Annotated in this window: 11 protein-coding genes; 3 read left to right on the forward strand and 8 right to left on the reverse strand. The window is 36.9% G+C overall.

All coding sequences use genetic code 11. The annotated features are described in order from the left end of the window. Nucleotides 1-128 precede the first annotated feature (128 nt). The 6 genes from BUC21_RS11775 to BUC21_RS11800 form a co-directional block, all read right to left on the reverse strand. Nucleotides 129-2,012, reverse strand: coding sequence for a DUF262 domain-containing protein (locus BUC21_RS11775; protein ID WP_073402633.1), 1,884 nt, complete (start codon nucleotides 2,010-2,012; stop codon nucleotides 129-131). 102 nt (nucleotides 2,013-2,114) lie between these two features. Then, on the reverse strand, nucleotides 2,115-5,540 hold the full coding sequence (gene pglX, locus BUC21_RS11780; RefSeq protein ID WP_073402635.1) for a BREX-1 system adenine-specific DNA-methyltransferase PglX: 3,426 nt from the start codon (nucleotides 5,538-5,540) through the stop codon (nucleotides 2,115-2,117). 11 nt (nucleotides 5,541-5,551) lie between these two features. After that, nucleotides 5,552-6,289 (reverse strand): hypothetical protein, encoded by a 738-nt coding sequence (locus BUC21_RS11785; protein ID WP_073402637.1) that lies wholly within the window; start codon nucleotides 6,287-6,289, stop codon nucleotides 5,552-5,554. Nucleotides 6,290-6,314: 25 nt separating this feature from the next. After that, entirely contained in the window at nucleotides 6,315-9,881 is a 3,567-nt protein-coding gene (gene brxC / locus BUC21_RS11790) for a BREX system P-loop protein BrxC (protein WP_073402639.1), read from the reverse strand. Continuing rightward, nucleotides 9,865-10,461 carry a DUF1788 domain-containing protein gene (locus BUC21_RS11795; RefSeq protein ID WP_073402641.1) on the reverse strand — a complete coding sequence of 199 codons (597 nt, stop codon included), beginning with the start codon at nucleotides 10,459-10,461 and terminating at the stop codon, nucleotides 9,865-9,867. The genes brxC and BUC21_RS11795 overlap by 17 nt, the downstream gene beginning before the upstream one ends. Continuing rightward, the gene (locus tag BUC21_RS11800; protein ID WP_073402643.1) at nucleotides 10,451-11,092 is read right to left on the reverse strand and encodes a DUF1819 family protein; all 642 of its coding nucleotides are present in this window, start codon (nucleotides 11,090-11,092) and stop codon (nucleotides 10,451-10,453) included. Before BUC21_RS11800 ends, BUC21_RS11795 begins: the two co-directional genes overlap by 11 nt. 577 nt (nucleotides 11,093-11,669) lie before the next feature. On the opposite strand from BUC21_RS11800, the gene BUC21_RS11805 reads away from it, so the two are divergent. Beyond that, the gene (locus BUC21_RS11805) at nucleotides 11,670-15,173 is read left to right on the forward strand and encodes a bifunctional proline dehydrogenase/L-glutamate gamma-semialdehyde dehydrogenase (protein WP_073402645.1); all 3,504 of its coding nucleotides are present in this window, start codon (nucleotides 11,670-11,672) and stop codon (nucleotides 15,171-15,173) included. A 949-nt stretch (nucleotides 15,174-16,122) separates the two neighbouring features. Beyond that, a complete protein-coding gene (locus tag BUC21_RS11810; RefSeq protein WP_073402647.1) occupies nucleotides 16,123-16,713 on the forward strand; it encodes a DJ-1/PfpI family protein in 591 nt (196 codons plus the stop codon). Between the two features lie 100 nt (nucleotides 16,714-16,813). Here the strand turns inward: BUC21_RS11810 and BUC21_RS11815 are convergent, their stop codons facing one another. Then, entirely contained in the window at nucleotides 16,814-17,623 is an 810-nt protein-coding gene (locus BUC21_RS11815) for a hypothetical protein (RefSeq protein ID WP_073402649.1), read from the reverse strand. Between the two features lie 350 nt (nucleotides 17,624-17,973). Between BUC21_RS11815 and BUC21_RS11820 the strand changes: the two genes are divergently transcribed. Then, complete coding sequence (locus tag BUC21_RS11820) at nucleotides 17,974-19,686, forward strand: polysaccharide lyase (RefSeq protein ID WP_073402651.1); 1,713 nt, start codon at nucleotides 17,974-17,976, stop codon at nucleotides 19,684-19,686. A gap of 833 nt (nucleotides 19,687-20,519) precedes the next feature. Here BUC21_RS11820 and BUC21_RS11825 read toward each other — a convergent pair. Further along, complete coding sequence (locus BUC21_RS11825) at nucleotides 20,520-22,139, reverse strand: DUF5123 domain-containing protein (RefSeq protein WP_073402653.1); 1,620 nt, start codon at nucleotides 22,137-22,139, stop codon at nucleotides 20,520-20,522. Nucleotides 22,140-22,156 lie beyond the last annotated feature (17 nt).

Below are 22,156 nucleotides of genomic sequence, written 5' to 3' on the forward strand. Positions count from 1 at the left end.
TTGATCTGCATATTAATGAGACGACCTAAATGTAATATTTTTGATATCAATTGATTATATGTTTTGATAGAATTAGCTACGAATATATAGATTTCCACACACCATAGGTAATACCTATAGAATACATTCTATTCAAACCGTTGAATTATATAATCATCATAGAATAATGCTTTTTTCATATCTTCTTCAGTGAAAGTAAGACCATAAATTTTACTTTCCATGAATTTTAGCATATCAAAACCTCTTTCTGAAATGCTTTTTAAAGTCCAATCAGGATAATTGCTAATCGCAATTTCGTTGTATGAACCAGTTCGATACCTTTCTTTTTTTTCAATCCAGCTTCTATTACCTAAAGCTGAGTTTTTCCCGTTTTTGAGTATTGTCAGGTTACCAAGTGTGTTTATCAAAACCTTCCTTGCCTGATTTTTAGACTCCTCTATAATTGGTTCTGTAAATTCATCGACAATATCAGACCAGCTTGTCCAATATGTTTGAGGTATAACGTGTTCGATTGTTGTATCATAAAAATCAGCTAATGACACTTTATCATTTGTTTCGAGCGCTCTACTTTTAAGAAATAGCTCGTATTCAAATAAAAAATATTTCAAATTGCCCCATCTATGAAACCCTTTGTTCCCGTTTATATAGGTAAATAAGCCTCTAAATCCATTAATAATATCACTATTGTTGATTGGTTTTTGAATCAACTCGTTAGAATGGTTTAAAATATCATCAATTGATTCTTCTTCACTGTATAAATCTCTTGCCCAGTTTGCAGGATTGCGTTCATCCATAATCCAAATACCAGGCACTCTGTTTCTGAATAAGATTCTTTCAAGATTCGAAAGAATTGGATTTATTAGTTCATTTTCAGCATATTTGAGCAATAATGTGGCTAAAAATATCCTGATATCCTTACTTCCGTTCAGAATTAGAATTTTATGGATTAGCATGTTATCAGAGTTGTGTATTTTATACCACACCGGAGCCAACTCTGATAATTGTATCACATAGTCGTCAATCTTCGAAAATGTAACGGGCTGCTCCTTCTCACCACTTTCGTCAAGATCGTATTTGTTTGATTTATTGCAAAACATCTGAAATACTTTTTCTTCAGCCTGTTTCTCAGAAAATGTTGACTCTTTAGGCTTTCGATATAACGATAAATGAGCAGATAAGAATTCATCTTCATCCAGTATATTATCAGGATTTTGTGCTAAGTTGGAGTAAATATTACCCCAAGCAACATTGATTTTTGCCCTCAGATTTATTTTATCTTCATTTGAATTTGGTAATTTATCGGTCAGATAAATTAATCTGTTTTTAAGTTTTTCTAATGTGGTCAGTTGTTTACCCCGATTATTCATTGTTTCAAAAACAGCTTGCACATCAAGGTCTTTTTCAATGGTCCGTACATCAAATTGTAAAGAGGTGGTGAGTTTTTTGAAGATTAATTCTTTTTCATCTGAACTGACACTGGTAATTTTATTTTTGAAGAAATCTTTCGCATATAGCAGATTTTTGCGGTAAAGATTTAGTTGCCCATGCTCTAAAACCACACTTTTATCATCAAATATGGAGTTGAACAAAAAGCTATGGTTTTTATCTGTGATATCATACCCAAATTTGTACACTTTACTTGCACCCGAAAGATTTGCTTTTGCGATGAAAGTTTGAAACAAATTGGATTTACTTTCTTCACAGTACCCTGTCTCTGTTGAATTTAATAATTCAAACAGCAAAATGCAGAGCGTGGTTAAACGCTGTTGACCATCAACAACATTATAAAAGGTGTAACCCGAAATCCAGTTTTCTGATGGAAGAGCTTTTGTAGTTTCCAAAAAGATTGTTCCTGTATAATGCTTTTTGAGTTCACCATCAATCTCTTTAATTTCATCAATGTCATCCCAAAGTTCTGTAAGTTGCTTTTCAGACCATGCATAACCTCTTTGATAATCCGGTATCCTGAAAATCTTGTTGTTGAATAATTCTGAAAGGTTTATTGCTGCCATATTATTTGTTGTTTAACCCCTCAGGGGGTGGTATTTGTTTTTTTTCTTTCATCCCCCAGATAAATCTAGAGGCTATTCATATTTAACTCCGCTGGAGTTGGTTTATTCCTCCTCTTTCTCCAACCCTTTTATCGGCACCAACACGTCTTTGAATTTTTGATAGTTTACTTTTACTCCATCGTCCAAATCCATGCTGATTTTTTGGGTGGCGAGGGTGAAAAGGGTGCGCTCGTAGGTGCGGCAATCGTCTATCATTTTTTGCAGGGTGTCAATTTCCTTGCTGGCTGCTACCTTCTCGCGTGGCGAGAGGTCTTCGCGCAGGCTGAGCATGGTTTGTGTTTGCTTGGCACTTTCCAGCTTGGCGATAAAGGGCTGCAAATAATCGTTGAGCAACACGCTGCAAGTATCGGGCTGATAGCGGTGCATGTAGATAAGGGCTTTGAAATGACCTTTTGGGCTGCTGAACATCCAATAGATTGGGCGTTTTTTGTAACGCTTGATATGGTCGTTGTAAAAGTCCTTCACGAAGTATTTGCGAATATCCTTTCCTATGGCATCTTCGATAAATCCTATATTTTCGTTGAGTTGGTCGGCACTGAAAGACACTTTGAGAAACTCACGGAAACGACCTACAATATCATCAGGAAACCATTCTCCTTCCAATACTGGTATGATATTATCTTCATCAGGTGTAAACGTAGGAGCTTGTACTTTTTCTGAATAAACCTGCAAAGTATCACCTTGATTGGCAAGGATAAGGCCGGGTTTATCGAGACTGTAGCGACCAAACATACAGCCTACTGCATAGCTGATAAGCTGTAACATGACTGGTGCGGTTTGTATTTGTAACTGACCATCAATGATTTTGCCCTCTTCCTGTAAAATGGTGATTTCTTCCAATGGCACATCGGGTGTAAGTTCATCTTGCAAGCCATAGATTTCGATAAACTGACGATTGAGTTCTTCTTCGTTTCGGTGCAGTTCGTAAAACTTATCCGTCCATTCTTTTTTATAGCTCTCAAAGGCAACTTTTATGGATTCAATTTGCTGTTTGATAAGTTCGTTTTGCTGGAAGTCCCAAGAGGTTTCGCGAGAATCCCAATCTTTTTTTGAAATTAAAATATTTCGGTCAACATTTGGAACCATTCCCATTTCTTCAATATCAGATAAAAGTGGCAATTTTCTAATATCCTCTGGCATTATATTAATTGTTGGATTCATAAGACTTAAGAACCCATCAACAACTTTTGTATTGAGATATCCTAATAGATTTTTAAAATCTTGAGTAGTGTATTTTTTATAAATATCATTAGTTGAACTTTCATAAATAAAACCCTCTGTTGAATATCGAAATGCTGATTTGCTACTTGAAATTCTCGACATTTCGATTCCTTCGTTAAAAGAGAACTCTAATCCCCCTAAACGGGCTTTAATGCGTCCTTTTTCATCTAATGAAGTTTTTATTTGAACGCCATTATCCTTCCAATAAACAACAAATTCATTATTGCCGTACCATCTTCGAAATGACCCTCCTTTATTACAAGGTTTCCAATTCGTATTTAATAAAGAAACTTCGTGCCATAATCTTAAGTATTTTACATTATCACCTGTTGATATCCCATTACGTACAATGTAAAAATCGGAAATTTTAGTTGATTCAAATGAATCAAAACTTTTTTGACTTAACCAATACCCAATCGGACTACCCGGTATCTTCTCAAAATCATTTTGATTAGCAGTATAAAACCATCCACAATTAGGGTTTTGAATGGCTTCAAGAGTCTTATCATCTTTCAGTTGGGCATTACCAAAATCGGTTAATCGAATAAATAACCCTTTGTTTATGGGTTTGTAGTTACCCAAAACAAAAGCAGCATTTTGAACCTTTTCGCCACCTATCTCGGGGAAAGCACGCGCCCCTAAATGTAATAAACTTTCAAATTGTGCGTTCTTAATGAGGAAAGGACGCAGATCTTCATAACTGCTCAAAAACATCCAACTGTGTTGGTTTATCATCCCTGTTTTTCCGTTGGTCGGATTATAGCTCAGGCAGCGTTCCATAAAACAAGCCATCAAGTCGCTTTTGCCTTTCTTGAAATTCTTTTCTACAAAGATTTTCAATTCGGCATTCATCCCTTTACCACCCATATAAGGCGGATTAGTAACCACACAATGGTATTTCGTACTGAGAAATTCAGCTTGCTGTTTCAATATCTTTTGTTGCTCCTGCCACACACTGCCTGTTTGTACTTGTATGGCCGATACTTCTTCTGGTTTGAGTTGAATTAGCGACCCTAAATTATTGGCTTGTGTTAATAAATTCAAAGATAGGTCGCTGTAATTTTCAATTTTCTTACCTTCTACAATTATTGGCAGATTTATGGTTTGCTCAATGGTTTCGGGGCTTACATTTTCCAATGCAATTACATTTGGCTGAACAGGTTTACGCAGAAAACGACTGTAGAAATTACGCGCTTTCATAGTTAATGCAAAAGCTGCCAATTGTGCTGCACGTGGGTCTATGTCAATGCCAAAAAGGTTGTTTTGTAAAATGAGAGCCGGAATTTCGTTGGTGTTGTAGCCTTCTTCTTCGTATATTTTCGTAAACAAGTCGAAAGCATACACCAAGACGTGTCCGCTTCCCTGGCAAGGGTCGAGAAAAGTAATGTCGGTAATGCCTTTTATTCCTTCGGGCAGTGGCGACGGTGCATTGCCTTTGGGAGTTTCAATATAATAAGGCATGTGGTCACGCAATTTACTGCTGGGTTTAAAGGTGAGCCACAATTTCCCCAATGTGTTTTCCACCATATACCGCACTATCCAACGTGGTGTAAATAGCTGTGTGGCAGCCGGTATATTTTCGGCGGTAATCTTTACATTTTTGCTCAATGCTTTAAAAACCTGATCCTTTTTGTCCGAAATATAGAACTGATACAACCATCCGAGAATTTCTTCCTGTTGGCAATCTTCGTCGGTCATGCCGTTGCGAATATCGGCTACAATGCTGTAATCGCTGAGTAGGTCGTCGGGCAGGAGCAGCTCGGTGTAATCGCTGATACGCTCGAACATAAAAGGCATAGCGGTGTACCAATGGTTACAGGCAGCCACAATGAGCATTTTGTAGGCTTCGGTGTGAGCATCGGTGCTGGCGGTGCGTCCGTCCAATAGGTCGTTGAGGCGGTTGCGGTCGAGGTGGAAGTCGGCTTCGATATGCCCTGCGAGTGCGTTTTGCAGAATTTCGGGGTTGGTCATGCCGGGCAGCGGTGTAACCACTTTGGGCAAGGTGTAACCGTTGGCATCCATAAAGCGGAGCGCCATCAGGCGGTTGAACCAGGTGTAAGCTACGGTTTCAATCACCTGCTCACGGCCGATTTGTTTTATTTTGTGGTTGAGCTGTGCAATCTCGGTCTGTTTGCCACGCAGCTCGGCGGTATCGTGGGTGAGTACAAAGTCGAGTTTGCGGGTTATCTGGTCAATGAGTTTTATGCGGGCTTCGGCAGCAAAGGATTTGAGAGAGTTGGTGTTCATTTTGTTTGGTTTTAAGCGAGCTGTAATAATTGTTTAACTGTACCCAATATGGTTCCAATATCCGCGTTTTGATTTTGCAACGAAATTGCAAATTTGTAAGCATTAATCTCGGCCTGCGCCAAAGGAGCAAAGCGGTTAAACTCTTTTTTTAGGTATTCCTTTGTAAAAAAACCTTCTTCCAGATAGGTAGTGTATTCAAAATGTGCTTCTTCTACCGCATCTTCAATGGTATCGTTGGAAGCAATGAACCGCACCTGATTGGCAAAGCTATCAATGAGGCTTTCCCGGTCGAAATTCGGGTCATCCATTTCAGGCACTCTGCGTTCAATGGCTTCCATCATTACTTCGTGCAATCTCTTGGTAATTAATTCATAGTCAGAATTGAGTATAAAAGACACAGTATCGTAGATTGAATCATCATCCTGTTGTTCCTTTTTAGCATCCAGATAGTTGTAATAAGCATCCACCTCTATAGCAAATTGTTCGGCAGCTTCTTCCAGCTCATTTCTTTTGGTTTGAGGGGCTGCATTATAGTGAGGTTGTTCCTTCAGCGCAATTTTGAGGGCTTTGTCTATGTCATATCCACTCTTGGCAATGGCTATAACATCCATCAAAATTAAATTGATAAAGTCTTCTATATCAATAAAGATTTGCTCTTTATCTATTTTGAAATACAATTTGGTAAAGATCAGTTCCCGAACTTTTTGTTCAATGGGCTTGCGGTTGTCAGAGTCGGTGTGGATAATCATAGGATTTTTATTTAGATTGTAAGAATTACAAAGATATACGTTTATCCTCGTCAATAATACGAAAATATTGTTCTCTAAGGGCTGTGAGATACTCTTCCACATCCTGTTTGGTTTCCAACGCAGGTTTTTTGAAGTTGATTTTCACGGAGTCTTTACGAACAAAGGTGATTTTTAGAGGTGAATATAGTGGTAGATTTGGTTCACTTATTATACCTCCGGCAGGTTTTGGTCTTGGCAAAGGTGGATTTGCCAATGACATCATTTTCTCCAGTTGCCGTTGATATACCTCCACATTGGCATTGTATGTTTTGGAGCGGATATTGCCAATGAAACGTTCGTGCTCAATTTCTTTAATACTATTTTCGAAAGGAGCAAGAATTTCATTTTGTTGTTTCTCGTTCAACTTTGCGAAATCGGTAAACTGTTTCAGTTTTTCGATTGAACTTTGAATAGACTCTTTGGCAGCTAATCTTTCGGACAGTTGCTTTTCTGAAAGTTCATGTTGGATATTGTCCAATGCTTCTTTGGCTTCCTGCATAAGTGAACCTCTGTAAGGTGTAGGGCTCGAAGCTACTGCTTTGAGTGTTACAATATTATCAGAACCAATGTAATCGAAGTTGGCGTTGTTGCTTTCGAGATAGGTTAATACATTTTCGAAGATAGTCAACTGTGAACCATTCATAAAGCGTTTGGTTGCTTCAATCACATTTTCTTTGTCGTCCAACAAATCATCCTGATACTGGTCTAAAGCCGTAAAAAAGTACAGGTGCTCTTTTTCTACTAATAATTTCAAGCGGTTGAGTGGCTCGCCTAATGATTCCAGGAATTTAAAGCGAATGCGTTTGCCATACATATCGCTCAAATCTTTGAGCTCTTTTTCCAAACGAAGTTTGAAAAGACGAGAGATTTCTTTCGGTTCGTTCCCTAAATTTGGCTCGTTGAAATACTCCTGATGAAAGTTTTTCAATTTTTGAATATTTGTTGGTGCTATTTCCTCTTCCAACTCAATAATAGTGGTGTTGTACTGATTGTTGCGCTGCAAGGCTTCCAAAGCGTTGCGGTCTGAAAGTGTATTTGCATCCTGTTTTAGGCTGATTTTATTGCGTTTGTACACTTTAGCAATAATACACAAAACAGCAGCCTGATACCAACCGTAAGGGCGTGAGCTAAAATAATCAAGTAGAGATTTAATAGTGGTACGTTCGTGATTCGCTTTGTTGCGTTGTATCCTGTTAAGTAATTCCACTTCCACCTCCAACATATCATCTTTGAATAATACATCGTCCTTACTTTGCATCAATTTCACCAACAGTGCTTCGGAATAATCAGCCGTTAGCATTCTCAGGTTGGTGTAAATGGTTTTGATAAGCTGTTGCAATCCAAGAGTGATTTTAATCTTAGGGTCACGACTTCCAATATCAGTCAATTCAGAACCGTTGATATACATTAAAGCATCTCCGAGAGTCTCTTTTAACTGATTTAGAATAGTGCCTTTACGTTCGGCGTTTTGAGTAGCTTTGTCCTGAATAATCCGTTGCTTATGAATATCCAATGAAGGAGAATTGGTCAGCTGGATGTATTTATCGGTTTTTTTGATTAATTTCAATTCATCAAAAAGCCTGTTGTTTTCCGGAAGGAAAACAATTAAATCGTTGGGGCGACCCAACGAAAACATATTCACGTTTGCTTTTGTTATTGAATTTGCATTGAATGGTGTGATAAAGTTGAGGTAAAAATCTTTTTCACGCCCTATCAATATATCATCTAACTTACGTCCAAACTCATAAGGTTGGTTGTTGGTATCCAACTTCACTTTCGAATCACGGATAATTTCTTCAAATAGGTATGAAACTAATAATTCGCTTGGGGCGTTAGGGTCAATTTCCGTACTTTTGATTTCGTTTTCTACATCCTTTTCCTGATTGGTGAGGTACTCGTATATATCGTTTGCAGTACGTTGAATGTAGGTTTGACTTTCCAATAGGTTGAGGGCTTTCTGTACCTGCTTATGAAATGCACCCAAATCAATATCAAACCGAGGTAAAAGCAGAATGGCAATATTTCCCACAGAAGCAGTAAACCCTTTTACATATTTAACTAAGAAAAGTGCTTTGAGGGCTTCTTTAGCTATTTCATCATCAATGCTTCGATCGGACTGAAGAATATCACTTTGAATGTTGCTTTGAAGTACATCTTTAATCCCCTCATACATGTGTGCAAAGGAAACAATGGTATCGGTTTCTTTTTCAGCATACATTTTAGCAACTGTCTGAAATACCCCCAACATAGAACGTTCCCCAACTGATTGTTGACTTCCTATAAAAGCATTGTGTTCGGACAATGCTTTTATAGCTGCCTGAAATAAATCGAATTGGTATGGAAGGAAAGGATATGTATTTACAAAATGGTCAGCATCCCTATAAACTTGATATTGACGTGAACCATCATTGAATTTAAGAATGGTTTTAATTGTATTTTGGTCTTTGCTATACATATTGGCTAACATGTTAGCAGGTTCTTCCTTCTTTTGTAGTAAACGCTTCTGAATAACTTCATCGGCATTGGCACTGGTAAGCGGAATTTTTATTGAAAACCGACCCTGAATACGTGAAAAGTCGTGTGCTTGTTTCGCACCCAAATCTCCAATTGTGGCATTTAAGTCGTTTTGCGAAGTTACAATAAGGAATGATTGTCCTTGTGTTTTGATAGAAAGAGTCTCGGCAATAGTTTGTAAACTAAGCATTAGTTTTACATTTTCTGCAATAAACTGACCCACTTCATCTACACAAAAAACTAGGCGATAGCCTGGCTGTTGTGATTTAATATAGTTTGTTACCAGCTCACCAAACCCTTCAATATCCAGCTTGTAATTATTTATAAGATTATCAATGTATCGGTCGGCATCTTCGGTGCTAATAGATTTAATTTCAGCATAGATTTCGGCTAATTCGTGTTGGTTCAAAAATATAGATTCACGTCCTTTCTCCCAACTCTTGTTGAAACGCTTATGGTATTCAGTTTTGAAAAAATCGTATTGATTTATACTTTCCAAGTGCCTTTCAACTTCTGCAATTTCGGGATTCAACGGATCATATCCTAACATTTCGTTGAACACCTTTAAGAATATACTTAGAACAGGGTCGATGGTTGAACTCATTCCCGTAATACCATCAGACTTAGCAGCTATATTAAACAAGATAGATTTAGTTGGTATTTTGGCAACTCGCTTGATATTGCCTTCTAACTCAAAATCATCTTTTGCCTTTTGTGCAAAAACCTCTGCACATTTATGGCCATTAATCTCTTTGTTTTCTAAAACCAATGACATCATTTTGAGTAAGTGCGACTTACCCGAACCAAAATAACCCGAAATCCAAACACTACTGTTGAAGTTGCTTTTGGACAGATCCTCGAATAAACCGGGGAGCATTTTATTCCGGTTTGCAATGCCTAACAGTTCGTTGGTAAGTACATACTCTTCCAACTCAGAAAGTAAATGTCTGTCGTCGTTGGCTTTTATAACTCCCTCAATAGGGCGGTTAATATCTTTGAGATAAAGTTCTTTTTGTGTCATATTAAATTTTGTATTCATTGAGGTTGTGTGCCCTGTAATAATTTTCGTCTTTAATGCGATCAAATAGATATAAAGATTGATTGTTGTATGTACCCGGAAAGAGCATAACAAGCGGAATATTACCTACTAAAGTTTGAAGATTGTTCAGTATTGTATGCGAACGGATAAAAGGAAATGCTGCTCCTATACCAGAGAGCAATAATATTTTAGCATTGGTGTCAGCTACTCTTTTATGTATTTCTGGGATAATTACCGTATCGATATTCAGCGGTCCATATAGGATTCGCAATAGTCGCTGTTTGTTAGGCCATGACTGTTCCTGAGCTGTGATTTTATCGAAAATATCTTCACGTTTGAGTATGTCAATACACAAAAAGTATAGGTTGATTTCGATGATTTCAACTCCCTCACTTTGAAGCCTTTTAATTAGTGAGTCGGTATTTGATTCAACTTCACCCAGTTTTTGAACAGGAAAAGAATGTATAAAAAACGGCAATTCTCCACCTAATCCTTCCTTTTTAAGAAACTTAGGGCTTGAAAGGATTTTATACAAGTTGTTGAACTCCTTGGGGGTGTTGTATTTGGTATTAGTTGTCATCTTTTGGTTTTTCAATTAATACTTTGATTTCTTGGTTTGAATATAGGAAAGCAGAAAGATAAACAGGATCATCATCAAGTATTACTCTTGTAATCTGACTGCTTAAAAATGGCTTTAGTATAATGCCATTTTTTATATTAGTAATTAGACCAACTTGTTCCAATAATTTAAATACAACCTGTTTGACTTTTTTTGAAGTGATTTCAGTAATTTTTTCAAGTTCAGGGTGTTGCAAAGATTTTGAATTTACAAATCGGGTATAATCACTATTTAAAAGTGTTCTGTCGAATAATAAATATTTATTTAGCAGAACTTCAACAATAAAATCGAATAGATAAGGATATGCCTTTACGAGAGAAAGCAAAATCATAAATTTTGCTTCTTCGTAGCTTCCTTGTATCATTAATTGAAGCTGATTGGGCGTGAGTAATGATAATCTTTTTTTTATTTCGGAAAATTCTCTTTTGAAAGTGCCTTGTTTTACCTTGTTCAGGTGGTTGTTGTCAGACAAAGAAATCTGAACAGTATTCCAATCGTTAAGTTTATGGTATTCTTTAGCAATAACCAATGTTTCAGAGATTAACGCTGAAGCACCAGTGAATGAAAAAGAATATTTTTTTGTATTGACCACGATAAATTCTGATTTGAGATTTTAAATTCGTAAAGATAGTGTATTTATGTATATAATTAATAAATTTGGCTTTAAAAAAAAGTACAAATTTAGTACTTTAACCTCTTATTTACTTCTTTTACGTGACGCATTGCTTGATTCAGAAGGTCATTATGTCGCTATGGAAAGCACGAGTGTTTACTGGATCTTTATTTATCAAGCAACTTCTAGGTCGTAAGACAGATGTAAAATCTATCATATTAGGTAAAATAATTTCGATAGAGTTACTTTATTGTGTTTAACGCAAAGATAATGGTGTGAAATATATTCTTAAAAAAGGAGCATTACAAGAGCAAAATATAAAAACAAAACTTCAATTAACAAACACTTTTAAAAGAGAAGGATTCAAAAATCCATTGTTTAAAGCTCAAAAGAAGCGAAATAAATCTATTCGTTAGTGAATATCCTCTTCAAATACAGAAATATCAAACGCCTTCAATCAAACACCAGATCGGCAATATACATTTTTTCTACTTCTATTAATCTAATTTTCAATCTTTTTCCCTATATTGCATTTATCTTCTTAATCTTAAATTTTATGGAAAAAGTGGATATTTCTGAAGTTATTGAATGGGCAAAGCAGTTTCTTGCACAATCAGAAAATGAGATCACTAACGAAGAGCGTAAAGAACAGCAGAAATATGCCATTTTGGTGCAAAAACCTGGAGACAAGACTCTGTTATCAAAGTTGCTCGATGAATCATCGCAAATTCGCAATAACAAGAAGTTGGCGCATCGCATGAAAGTGCTGATAGATCGCTACGGTGTGCCCGAGTTTTTTGGTTTTGCCGATAAGATTCTTATCAAACTGTTCACGGCGTTTGGCTATTGGTTCGATTTTATAGCCGTTCCCATTTTTAAGCAACGCTTACGGTCCGACACTTCCAAAGTAATTATCAACGAAGCTCCTTCGCTGCTGAAACGGCATCTGCAACAGCGCAGAGAACAAAAAATAGGGCAGAATGTTAACCTGCTCGGTGAAGTGGTTTTAGGAGATGGAGAAGCGAATCACCGTTACCTACATTATCTGGAAGCATTGAAATATCCTCAGATAAACTATATTTCCATTAAAATTTCAGGTATTTATGCACAGATAAATCCGCTCAACTATGAACTGAATAAAACAGAGTTATGTGAGCGGCTCTCTAAAATTTACCAGAGAGCTATTGACTTCCCGTTCGTAGACGAAAATGGTATTAGTACTTCCAAATTTGTTAATCTCGACATGGAAGAGTATAAAGATACGGAACTGACACTTGATGTGTTTACAACAGTTCTGGATTTACCGCAGTTCAAAAACTATCAGGCGGGTATCGTTGTGCAGGCTTATTTGCCTGATGCATGGCATTTCCAGTCCAGACTACTGGAATTTGCGAAAAAGCGGGTTGCCGAAGGTGGGGCGCCAATCAAAATGCGTTTGGTAAAAGGGGCAAACCTTCAGATGGAAACTATAATTTCCTCTCTGAAAGGATGGGAAATTCCTACTTATTCCACCAAAACAGAGGTTGATGCTAATTACTTGCGTTTGCTAGATCGTGCTTTGGAATCCGAAAATGCCGAGGTGGTTCACATTGGTGTGGCTTCCCACAACTTTTTTACCCTTGGTTACGCTTACCTGCTCAGCCAAAAAAATAAGGTTGATGAGTTTGTAACTTTCGAAATGCTGGAAGGAATGGCGAATCATCTACCTCGCGTAATGCGCACTCTCGGCAAACAGATTATTCTTTATACACCGGTGGTGAAGAACGAGCATTTCCTGAATGCTGTGTCGTACCTGGTTCGCCGGTTGGACGAAAATACCGGTAAAGACAATTTCTTAAGCTATTCGTTTAATCTGAAAGTAGATAGCGAGCATTGGAAGTTCTTGCAAGAACAATTCGTTGAGGCTTATAAGCAGAAAGAGAGCGTCAGCACTACACCACGTCGTACACAAAACAGAAACCTTCCAGCTATTCCGCAGACTGATCTTATAACTTTCCGAAACGAGCCTGATACCAATTTCGATTTGAAGCCGAATCGCTTGTGGGCAGATGAAATTCGCCGTAAATGGAAAAAATCTGTCGATGATAAACCTTATCATATTCCGTTGCAGATTGGTGAGAAAGAGGTAATATCAGAAAATAAACGCACATATCTCGATCGAAGCCAGAATAGTGAAATCTGTGTTTGTGAAGCTTCACTTGCCAATCTCGATCAGGTAAAGGAGATTCTTGCCGTTGCCGAGAAAGATGCTTCGGGTTGGCGACAGACGTTGCCGGAAGAGCGCAACCGCATTTTGCATGAAGTGGCAACCAATCTGAGTAACCACCGAGGTGATTTGATAGGTTGCATGGCTGCCATTACCGGAAAATCGTTTACGGAGGGCGATGTGGAAGTGTCCGAAGCTATCGACTTTTGCCGCTTTTATCCTGTTTCCATGCAACTATTCACCAATCTGGAAACAATAACCTGCACACCAAAAGGTATTATTATGGTGATTCCGCCATGGAACTTTCCTTTAGCAATTCCGGTTGGAGGTGTGACTGCTGCGCTTGCCGGAGGAAATACGGTGATTCTGAAACCGGCCACGGTTGCCTATCCTGTTGCATGGCAATTTGCAAAACTATTCTGGGAAGCAGGAGTGCCGAAAGATGCACTTCAGTTATTCTGTGCGGATGGATACGAACCGGTGAACTATCTCACCACACATCCTTCCATCAAACATATCATTCTTACAGGAGGCACTGACACTGCTTTTCGTTTATTAGAAAACAATCCGTCATGCCCATTGTCGGCAGAGACTGGGGGTAAAAATGCAATCATTCTTACTGCCAGTGGAGACCGCGACCATGCTATTCAGAACATTATCACTTCGGCATTCAGTAATGCTGGACAAAAATGTTCGGCCTGTTCGTTGCTGCTCCTTGAAAAAGAAGTATATCACGATACGGAATTCAAAACAAAGCTTACAGATGCTGTAACCAGTCTGCATACAGGAAGTATATGGAACGGAGGCAATGTGGTTGGTCCGATGATTACCAATCAGAATGAAAAACTGCTGCATGCTATCGACCATTTGGAAGAAGGCGAATGGTGGTTGGTAAAACCCGAATTTGCGGATGAGAAGAAGTTCATTCTGAAACCTTGCGTGAAATGGGGTGTAAAACCGGGAAGCTATACATTCAAAACCGAACTATTTGCCCCGCTGCTGGCTGTGGTTTGCATTGATGATTTACAACATGGAATCAAGTTGGTCAACAGTTCTGAATACGGATTGACTTCCGGCTTGCAAAGTCTGGACGAAAGCGAACAGCTCCTTTGGAAGAATAGCATTGAAGCCGGAAATCTCTATATCAACCGAGGCATTACTGGTGCTATCGTTAACCGACAACCTTTCGGGGGAATGAAACGCTCGGCCTTCGGAGGTGGTATCAAAGCCGGAGGACCCAACTATGTGTCGTGCTTCATTAATATAACTGAAAAACCGTTGGAAGGAACTGTTCCTAAAGCTTCTCACACTTTGGCTGCAATTCTTCATTCTGATGATACAGCTCGTTTCAACAAAGCCGTTGAAAGTTATCAAGTGAACATGGAAAATGTATTTTCTCAGGAACGCGACTGTAACAAGCTGATCGGTGAGCAAAATATTTTTAGATATCTGCCGCTCAGAAAAATGGCTTTACGCATTTATCCCGAAGATGAATTGTGCGACGTGCTTATGATCCTTGTTGCTGCCAATATAGCCAGAACACCTGTTACATTAAGCATCACCAAGGAAGATTCGAAACTGGAAATCCTTCAGAATGGAATCAATAAAGAGTGCATTATTAAGATTCAGTCGGACGATGAATTTCTGAATGAAATGGAGCTATACGAACGGATTCGCACCTGCAGTAACCGGATTCCGTACGAACTTTACAAACAGGCTGCTCGTCTTGGTAAATATATTGCCACAGCTAAGCCACTGGTGGAAGGAAGAGTAGAGCTGCTTCATTATCTGAAAGAACAGAGCATTGCATTTGAATATCACCGTTACGGAAGTATTACCGATACCATGGAATAGAGATATAATATATAATTCTGTTTCATCGCAGAAAGAAAAGTCCCGAGATATTGCTGTTTTGGGACTTCTTGTATTTCCACAATTTTCTCGATCAGGGATATAAATGTTATTGCAGATTATTATATCACAAATGTTTTTAATAAAATATTGCGTTTATCTCCCACCTGCTACTAGTTTGTACTTAAGTGTCATTAAAACAGGTGTTTATCTTGGTGGAAGATAAAAGTAATATACATTTCATCTGCCACTAACTGCTGCTATCTACCACCAGATTTTTTCCGAATTTAGTTTTTTAAATGCTAATAAGTGACCACTATGTGCTATAATTTCTTAGCCTTAGCTAAACTGAATTAAACCAGTCTTTTACATTTATTAGATAGATTAACTGGGTGCTAGATTGCTAGATCACCGCTAGATCAAATTATTTTGATCTAGCACCTGTATGGGGTTTATACACAACGGTTTAAGCACCTACTGCTAGATTGCTAGATCAATTTAGCAAAATTAAATTTTATGTAGTGATGTTGAATGCTATAAAAAGTTACTCCAGCTCTCCGGAAAGATGCGACGAGAGCTTCTTTAAACTCCCGAATAGCTTTTTATATTTCAGGCGGGATGTTTCTGTACTTTTGTACAAAACAATTATATCTTCTGTACAAAAGAATTAATTGTTTTGTACAGAAGAATGCATTCTTTTGTACAAGAATTCACAAATATCCCTAATAACTTTTGAAAAAGTAAACCGGAGTTTTGTTGTATTCCGGCGGGCTATTTTTTAAAAGCTTTCGGTGAATAGTGTGAGCTAGATTCTGGTTATGTTTCATATAATCATGCATTGGAAATGGTATAGAATTATAGTTATAAAAAGACTTATGCAAAGAACAAACTTATCAAATAATAAAATACCTTTGCACTAACAGATTCTCAATGATTAGATTAAATAGAAAACATGGCAAAAAAGGTACTTTTATTCCTGGCTCAAGGTTTTGAAGCTTATGAGGCGAGTGTATTTACTGATGTTTTTGGTTGGAGTAGAGAAGTCGGCTTTGAACCTGTGGATTTAATTACTACTGGTTTACGATCAGAAGTGAAGTGTTATTGGAACTTAGTTGTAAAACCGGAGCTTCCATTTAGCGAGATTAATATTGAAGATTATGATGCTTTAGCAATTCCGGGAGGAGCTGGGGAGGCTGGTTTCTATGAAGATGCTTATGATGAACGTTTCCTTAATTTGATAAGAGAATTTAATAGGAGAGGAAAATTAATCGCTTCAATTTGTGTGGCAGCCCTACCAATTGCTAAATCGGGCGTACTAAATCAGCGAAATGCTACCACATGGGATTTAAATAATGGTGTAAGACGAAAGCAATTAGCAGATTTTTGCGTAAAGGTACAAGATGAGCAGTTAGTGGTTGACAATAATATTATTACTTCAACCGGACCGGCAACAAGTCTTGATGTTGCTTTTAAGTTACTCGAAATGCTGACGAGTATAGAAAGCGTTAACGAGGTGAAAACTAATATGCGGTTTATTCAATAATTAAGGGGAGATTAAACCTATTGGATGCTCATTTTTAGTTTTCATCCTTTTTATTTTGGTTACTAGTCCTTAACGAATGTGGATTAGAGTTTTGTTACAATTACATATCTCGAGTCTCTATTTCATTCTCGATTAGTTTATATTTAAAGAACTTTTTTAAACCAGTAGAAAGAACCTCAAATTCATTCAGTTCATATAAGCTTCCATAAAGTTTAAACGTGCAAATATCAGTTGCGCTAATAAATGGTTCGGTTTTAAGATGACTATGTGATAAACCTGTGACCTTATTCCCTTCATATTCGGTTGGAGAGAAAATTAATCTGGAATGAATTTTTCTCCATGAAGTTACGTTTCCTTCCTTATCACCAAAGAAAATATAATCATTACCAAATGGTATTAGCTTCGATTGATTAGTCCCCAAAATGAAATAAAGTTTATATCCAAGCTCGTAAGGAATTAACTCAATATTGATATTATATCCTTGCGGACAGTTAACTTGATATTTTTCATCGCTTGTGACTTCTTTAAACATTTTCTTTTTAATTTGTTGCAAGCTCTTTTCAACTTCGGTTAAATCTCTTACAATCAGACTCTCCTTGCATGGATTGTTGAAGCTATTTTTAAATGTTACTTCATAAATACATTTTGTACCTTCTTTAGCTAACACAACAGCCGATATGGTGTCATTTCTTTGATAAATTAAAAGTCCACCAAAATCTTTTTTGATTTCTTTCTTATCCATTGCCATATCACTTGTTATCCAGGCTGCTTTTTCATACTTGTATAAAGTGTTTGCTTCTTCTAAGATTGAATCACATTTTTGTTTTATTTCAGCTTCGGTTAATGATGTTTGAGCATTTACACCAGAGAAAATTGTAATTAAAAGAAGAGTTATAAATGTTTTTTTCATAATGAATGTGTTTTTATATTTTTCTTTATAAGATTAGCATTTTGAGCTTTTTTATACTTTTTAAACTCGTTCGTTTGTAAATGTGTCTTACTTAGAACTTCTGAAAAAGTATTGTTTTTTCAATAATCTATCCAAAAATAGCATATTTATTTTTAATTTACAGTATAAATTATTTGGTTAATTTTTAATTTATCTGATAGATACTCATTTTAAAAATTTGTATTAATAATATTTTATAATGTGAAGCTCAGCTAACTAGATATTATTTTTCTTAAATATATTGATTACAGACAAAAAGAAAAGGCGTCTTTAGTACATGTTAAAATGAACTTTAATAATTAGTAAGTATAATGAAGAAACATGTATTAAAAGTTGCGCTTGTATTAGCATTGCTGGCAGCACAACAAGTAAGGGCGCAGTATCCTACGATTCCTGATAGTATTCAAAAAAGAGTGGATACTATGATGAAAGAAGCCGAAGAACATTCGGAAGCTGCTTGGCAAAAAGCTTTGCCTGTTATTAACGAAGAGGCTATGCACGGAAAACCTTATGTGGACTGGGCTGCTCGTCCTACAGATCTGCCACAGGCTAAGATTCCTGCATTCCCGGGTGCAATGGGAGGTGGTGAATTCTCTTTTGGTGGACGTGGCGGTAAAGTAATAACTGTTACTAGTCTGGCCGATAGTGGTCCGGGTACATTCCGTGAAGCTTGCGAAACTGGTGGCGCACGCATTGTGGTATTCAATGTTGCTGGTATTATTCAGCTTAAAACTCCGGTTATTATCCGTGCTCCGTATATTACTATTGCTGGTCAGACAGCTCCGGGTGATGGAGTTTGTATTGCCGGCGAAACTGTTTGGGCAAATACTCACGATGTTGTAGTTCGTCATATGCGTTTCCGTCGTGGAGCAACAGATGTAGGTCGTCGTGACGATGGTTTTGGTGGAAACCCAATCGGAAACATTATGATTGACCACTGTTCTTGTTCATGGGGGCTTGATGAAAATATTTCATTTTACCGCCACATGTTCGATCCTAAAAATGGTCGTGAGGCAGATAAACTTCCTACCGTAAATGTAACTATTCAGAACACAATCTCAGCTCAGGGGCTCGATACTTACAACCATGCCTTTGGTAGTACGATTGGTGGTGAAAACTGTTCTTTCATGAGAAACTTGTGGGCAAACAATACAGGCCGTAACCCGTCAATTGGTTGGAATGGTATATTCAACTTTGCAAATAATATTATTTATAACTGGGTGCACCGTACTGTTGACGGAGGAGATTATACTGCGCTTTATAATATCATTAATAACTATTATAAACCAGGACCAGCCACTCCCAAAGATGCCCTTGTTGGCCATCGTATCATCGAGCCACAGTCGTCCGGACGCAGTAAGCTTGAGCATGCCAGATTTGGAAGACTTTATGTAGTTGGTAATATCATGGAAGGATATGATCAGATTACCAAAGATAACTGGAATGGGGGAGTACAATTAAGAGACTTGAAAGGCGTTGAAATAAGCAAGGAAGATGCGGAAAAGAAATATTTCCCACAAATGAGGGTTGATGAACCTTTCACTATGCCTCAATTCCCTATCATGTCAGCAAAGGAGGCTTACGATTATGTTCTTGATAATGCCGGAGCTAATTTCCCAAAAAGAGATATAGTTGACGAACATATCATTAACCAGGTACGTACAGGTGAAGTTTACTATGATAAGAAAGCAGATTCTAAAACATATTATCAGTTTAAATATCGCCGACAAAAACCGGATTCCTACAAGCAAGGTATTATTACCGATATAAGTCAGGTAGGCGGTTATCCTCAATACAAAGGTAAACCTTACAAAGACAGTGATGGTGATGGTATGCCTGATGCATGGGAAATTAAGTACGGACTGAATCCTCACGATGCTTCCGATGCAAACGGCGACTTGAGTGGCGATGGTTATACTAACATTGAAAAGTATATCAACGGTATTGACCCAATTAAGAAAGTTGACTGGAAAGATCCTAAAAACAACTACGATACTTTGGTTGGCAAGAAGAGTCTTTTATAGAAAAAACTCGGGCTTGTTGACAAGCTTTTGAGTATAAGTAAAAATGAGCGCCTAATTTCGGTTAGACGCTCATTTTTGTTTTCATTTACTCAATGTTATGGTTAACTCTTTAGTTAGTAGCAAATTTAAATGATTTTGACCATTCAAAAAATCTTTCAACTTCTTCTTTGTTTGATTCTAACCACTTAGAAACATCTGGGTCTGTTGAAGATGCAAAAGCTACATACGAAAAAGCCTCTTATTTTGTCCGAATGATATGTTGTACATTATAGCAAACATCAAAATTAAGATTGTTTTCTTCATAATACTCTTTTTTCGTTATAGTGAATTAAACTGTGTTTTTGTTTTAATTCAGCTCCGAAATTCACTAAGTAATTATTTTGTTAGATAATATATTCAAAAATAGTAGTATTTTTAAAATTTATAGTATAAGTTTTTTTGTTGATTTTTTAATTTATCTAATAGATACTTACTTTTTGCTGTGATATGTATATAAATTGGGATTGATTTAATGATTCAATATCTTATAAAATACTAATATAAAGTAAATGTATTCCTGAGTACATTAAATAGTGATAGAATAATGTTTTAACATGTAAATTGCTATTCTTACTAACATATCACTGCGTTTTTTCAAATCAGATAAATGTGCAATTGTTTAAAGAATGCAATAAAATATGGTAAAATATAGCAAAATAAAAGAATATATACGAGAATGTTCTTTTTTATTGTTATTACAAAGAAATAGATCGCTGCAAGAAAAACTTGCAACGATCTGTTTTTAATAATGTTTTTGTCACAGAAATCTACAACGTTTATTTATAACTAGTCCATCAATTCCACCATCTTGGATCGCCAACTTTGCCTGCTCCTGCAAACTTTACACCTTCTTTTATGTGGAAATCACCATTTCGTGGATCTACAAACAAATCTTCGGATTTCAAACTTAATGTTTCTGCATTAGTAAACTTACGAGTGTCTACAACAAAGTCCGAAGTGAGATAACATGATGTGAAGCTCAGGTAGCTTGAATAATCCCCATTACCGGAATTAACTTTTACTCCATTGTTATTTCCTGTAAAAATTGAATTAGTAACAGTGATTGTAGTCGGTTTAGCATCGAAGCGGAATATTTTGCCAATTCCAATATTGAAGTTACAGAAAATACACTTATTCATTGTAATGTCTGAAACACTACTCTTCATTTGCATTAATTGATCGCCCATATCCATCATCGTGGTGTTTGTAATTGCAATCGATTTAAGTTTTACGGTAGATTTTGATAGGTTAAGTAAACCATAGCCGCCAGCTCCTACATTTTTAATAATACAATTACTGATTTTAATAGATTCTATATCTAGGTTATCACGATTAAGATAAACGAGACTTCTGCTAATATTTCTGATTGTACATCCATCAAAACTTATAGATTTAAAACAGTTGTCATCAGCTATGCTGAATACGAAATTAGAGCTGTTTGAACGTGCATCCAGATCGATGTACTGGAATGAAATGTTTGATAAAGGACTGGATAAATTTACATGGTGAAGATATAAATTTGGTAATGTTTCGTCCATTTTTACATCTCCTACAAAATATATATTGCTAATGCCTACAGGAACAGTTATTGTTTCAATTTCATAAGTCTGTCCGCCCTTAAATACAAACGAGATATTTGTAACTCCTTGTGCGGCCTGCTGAGCTAACAGATCATTAATATTATCACCGGGCTGAACCTGAATGGTAACCCCGCTCTTCATACCTAATGTTTTAAAATTAACAGTACCTCTTTTTGCATTTCCTTTGAGAATTGTGGCCAGATAGTTTGTTCCCGGATTTAGTCCATCTATAACTGCACGTCCGGCTTTTTTTTCTGCATCAGTCAATACTTTTGAATTGAGCCATATAGTATCTGATGGTTCACTTATTTCTCCATATTTAATATTTGTAACTTCGGATTCTGGTACCCAGGAAAGGGTAGCACTGTTTACTCCCGGAGCATTATTTGTGAATATTTGTTCGTCGGGGGTATCAAAACAAATCCCTACATAGCCTGATTCCATTCCGCTTTTTTCATCAATTGCTTTTATGCGGACAGAATAACGGGTTGTTCCATTTAAATTTTTAAATAAAGTGTGAAACTCTGTTTTTGTAATAGAGCTAGCTTCTACATAAGGTGTCAATGTATCAGCTACAATCGTATCAACGCGAGTGATGTTGTTAAATAACAAACTATCTCCTTCGCTGAATTCAAAAACATATTTAGTGGCTTTGGTTACACCAGTGTAACTTAATTCAGCGTATGTAGAGCCAAAATCGTTTACTTTGAAAGTAACAGGACGAAAAAGTCTGTTATAGCTTTCATCATATTCCCAGTCGTTTGCATTCTCCTTACATGAAAATGTAACAAACGAAAGAAGGCTTAGTAGTATATATAGATATTTTATTTTCATAATCTTTGAATGTTTTT

The organism is Bacteroides luti (genome assembly GCF_900128905.1).
Classification (GTDB): domain Bacteria; phylum Bacteroidota; class Bacteroidia; order Bacteroidales; family Bacteroidaceae; genus Bacteroides; species Bacteroides luti.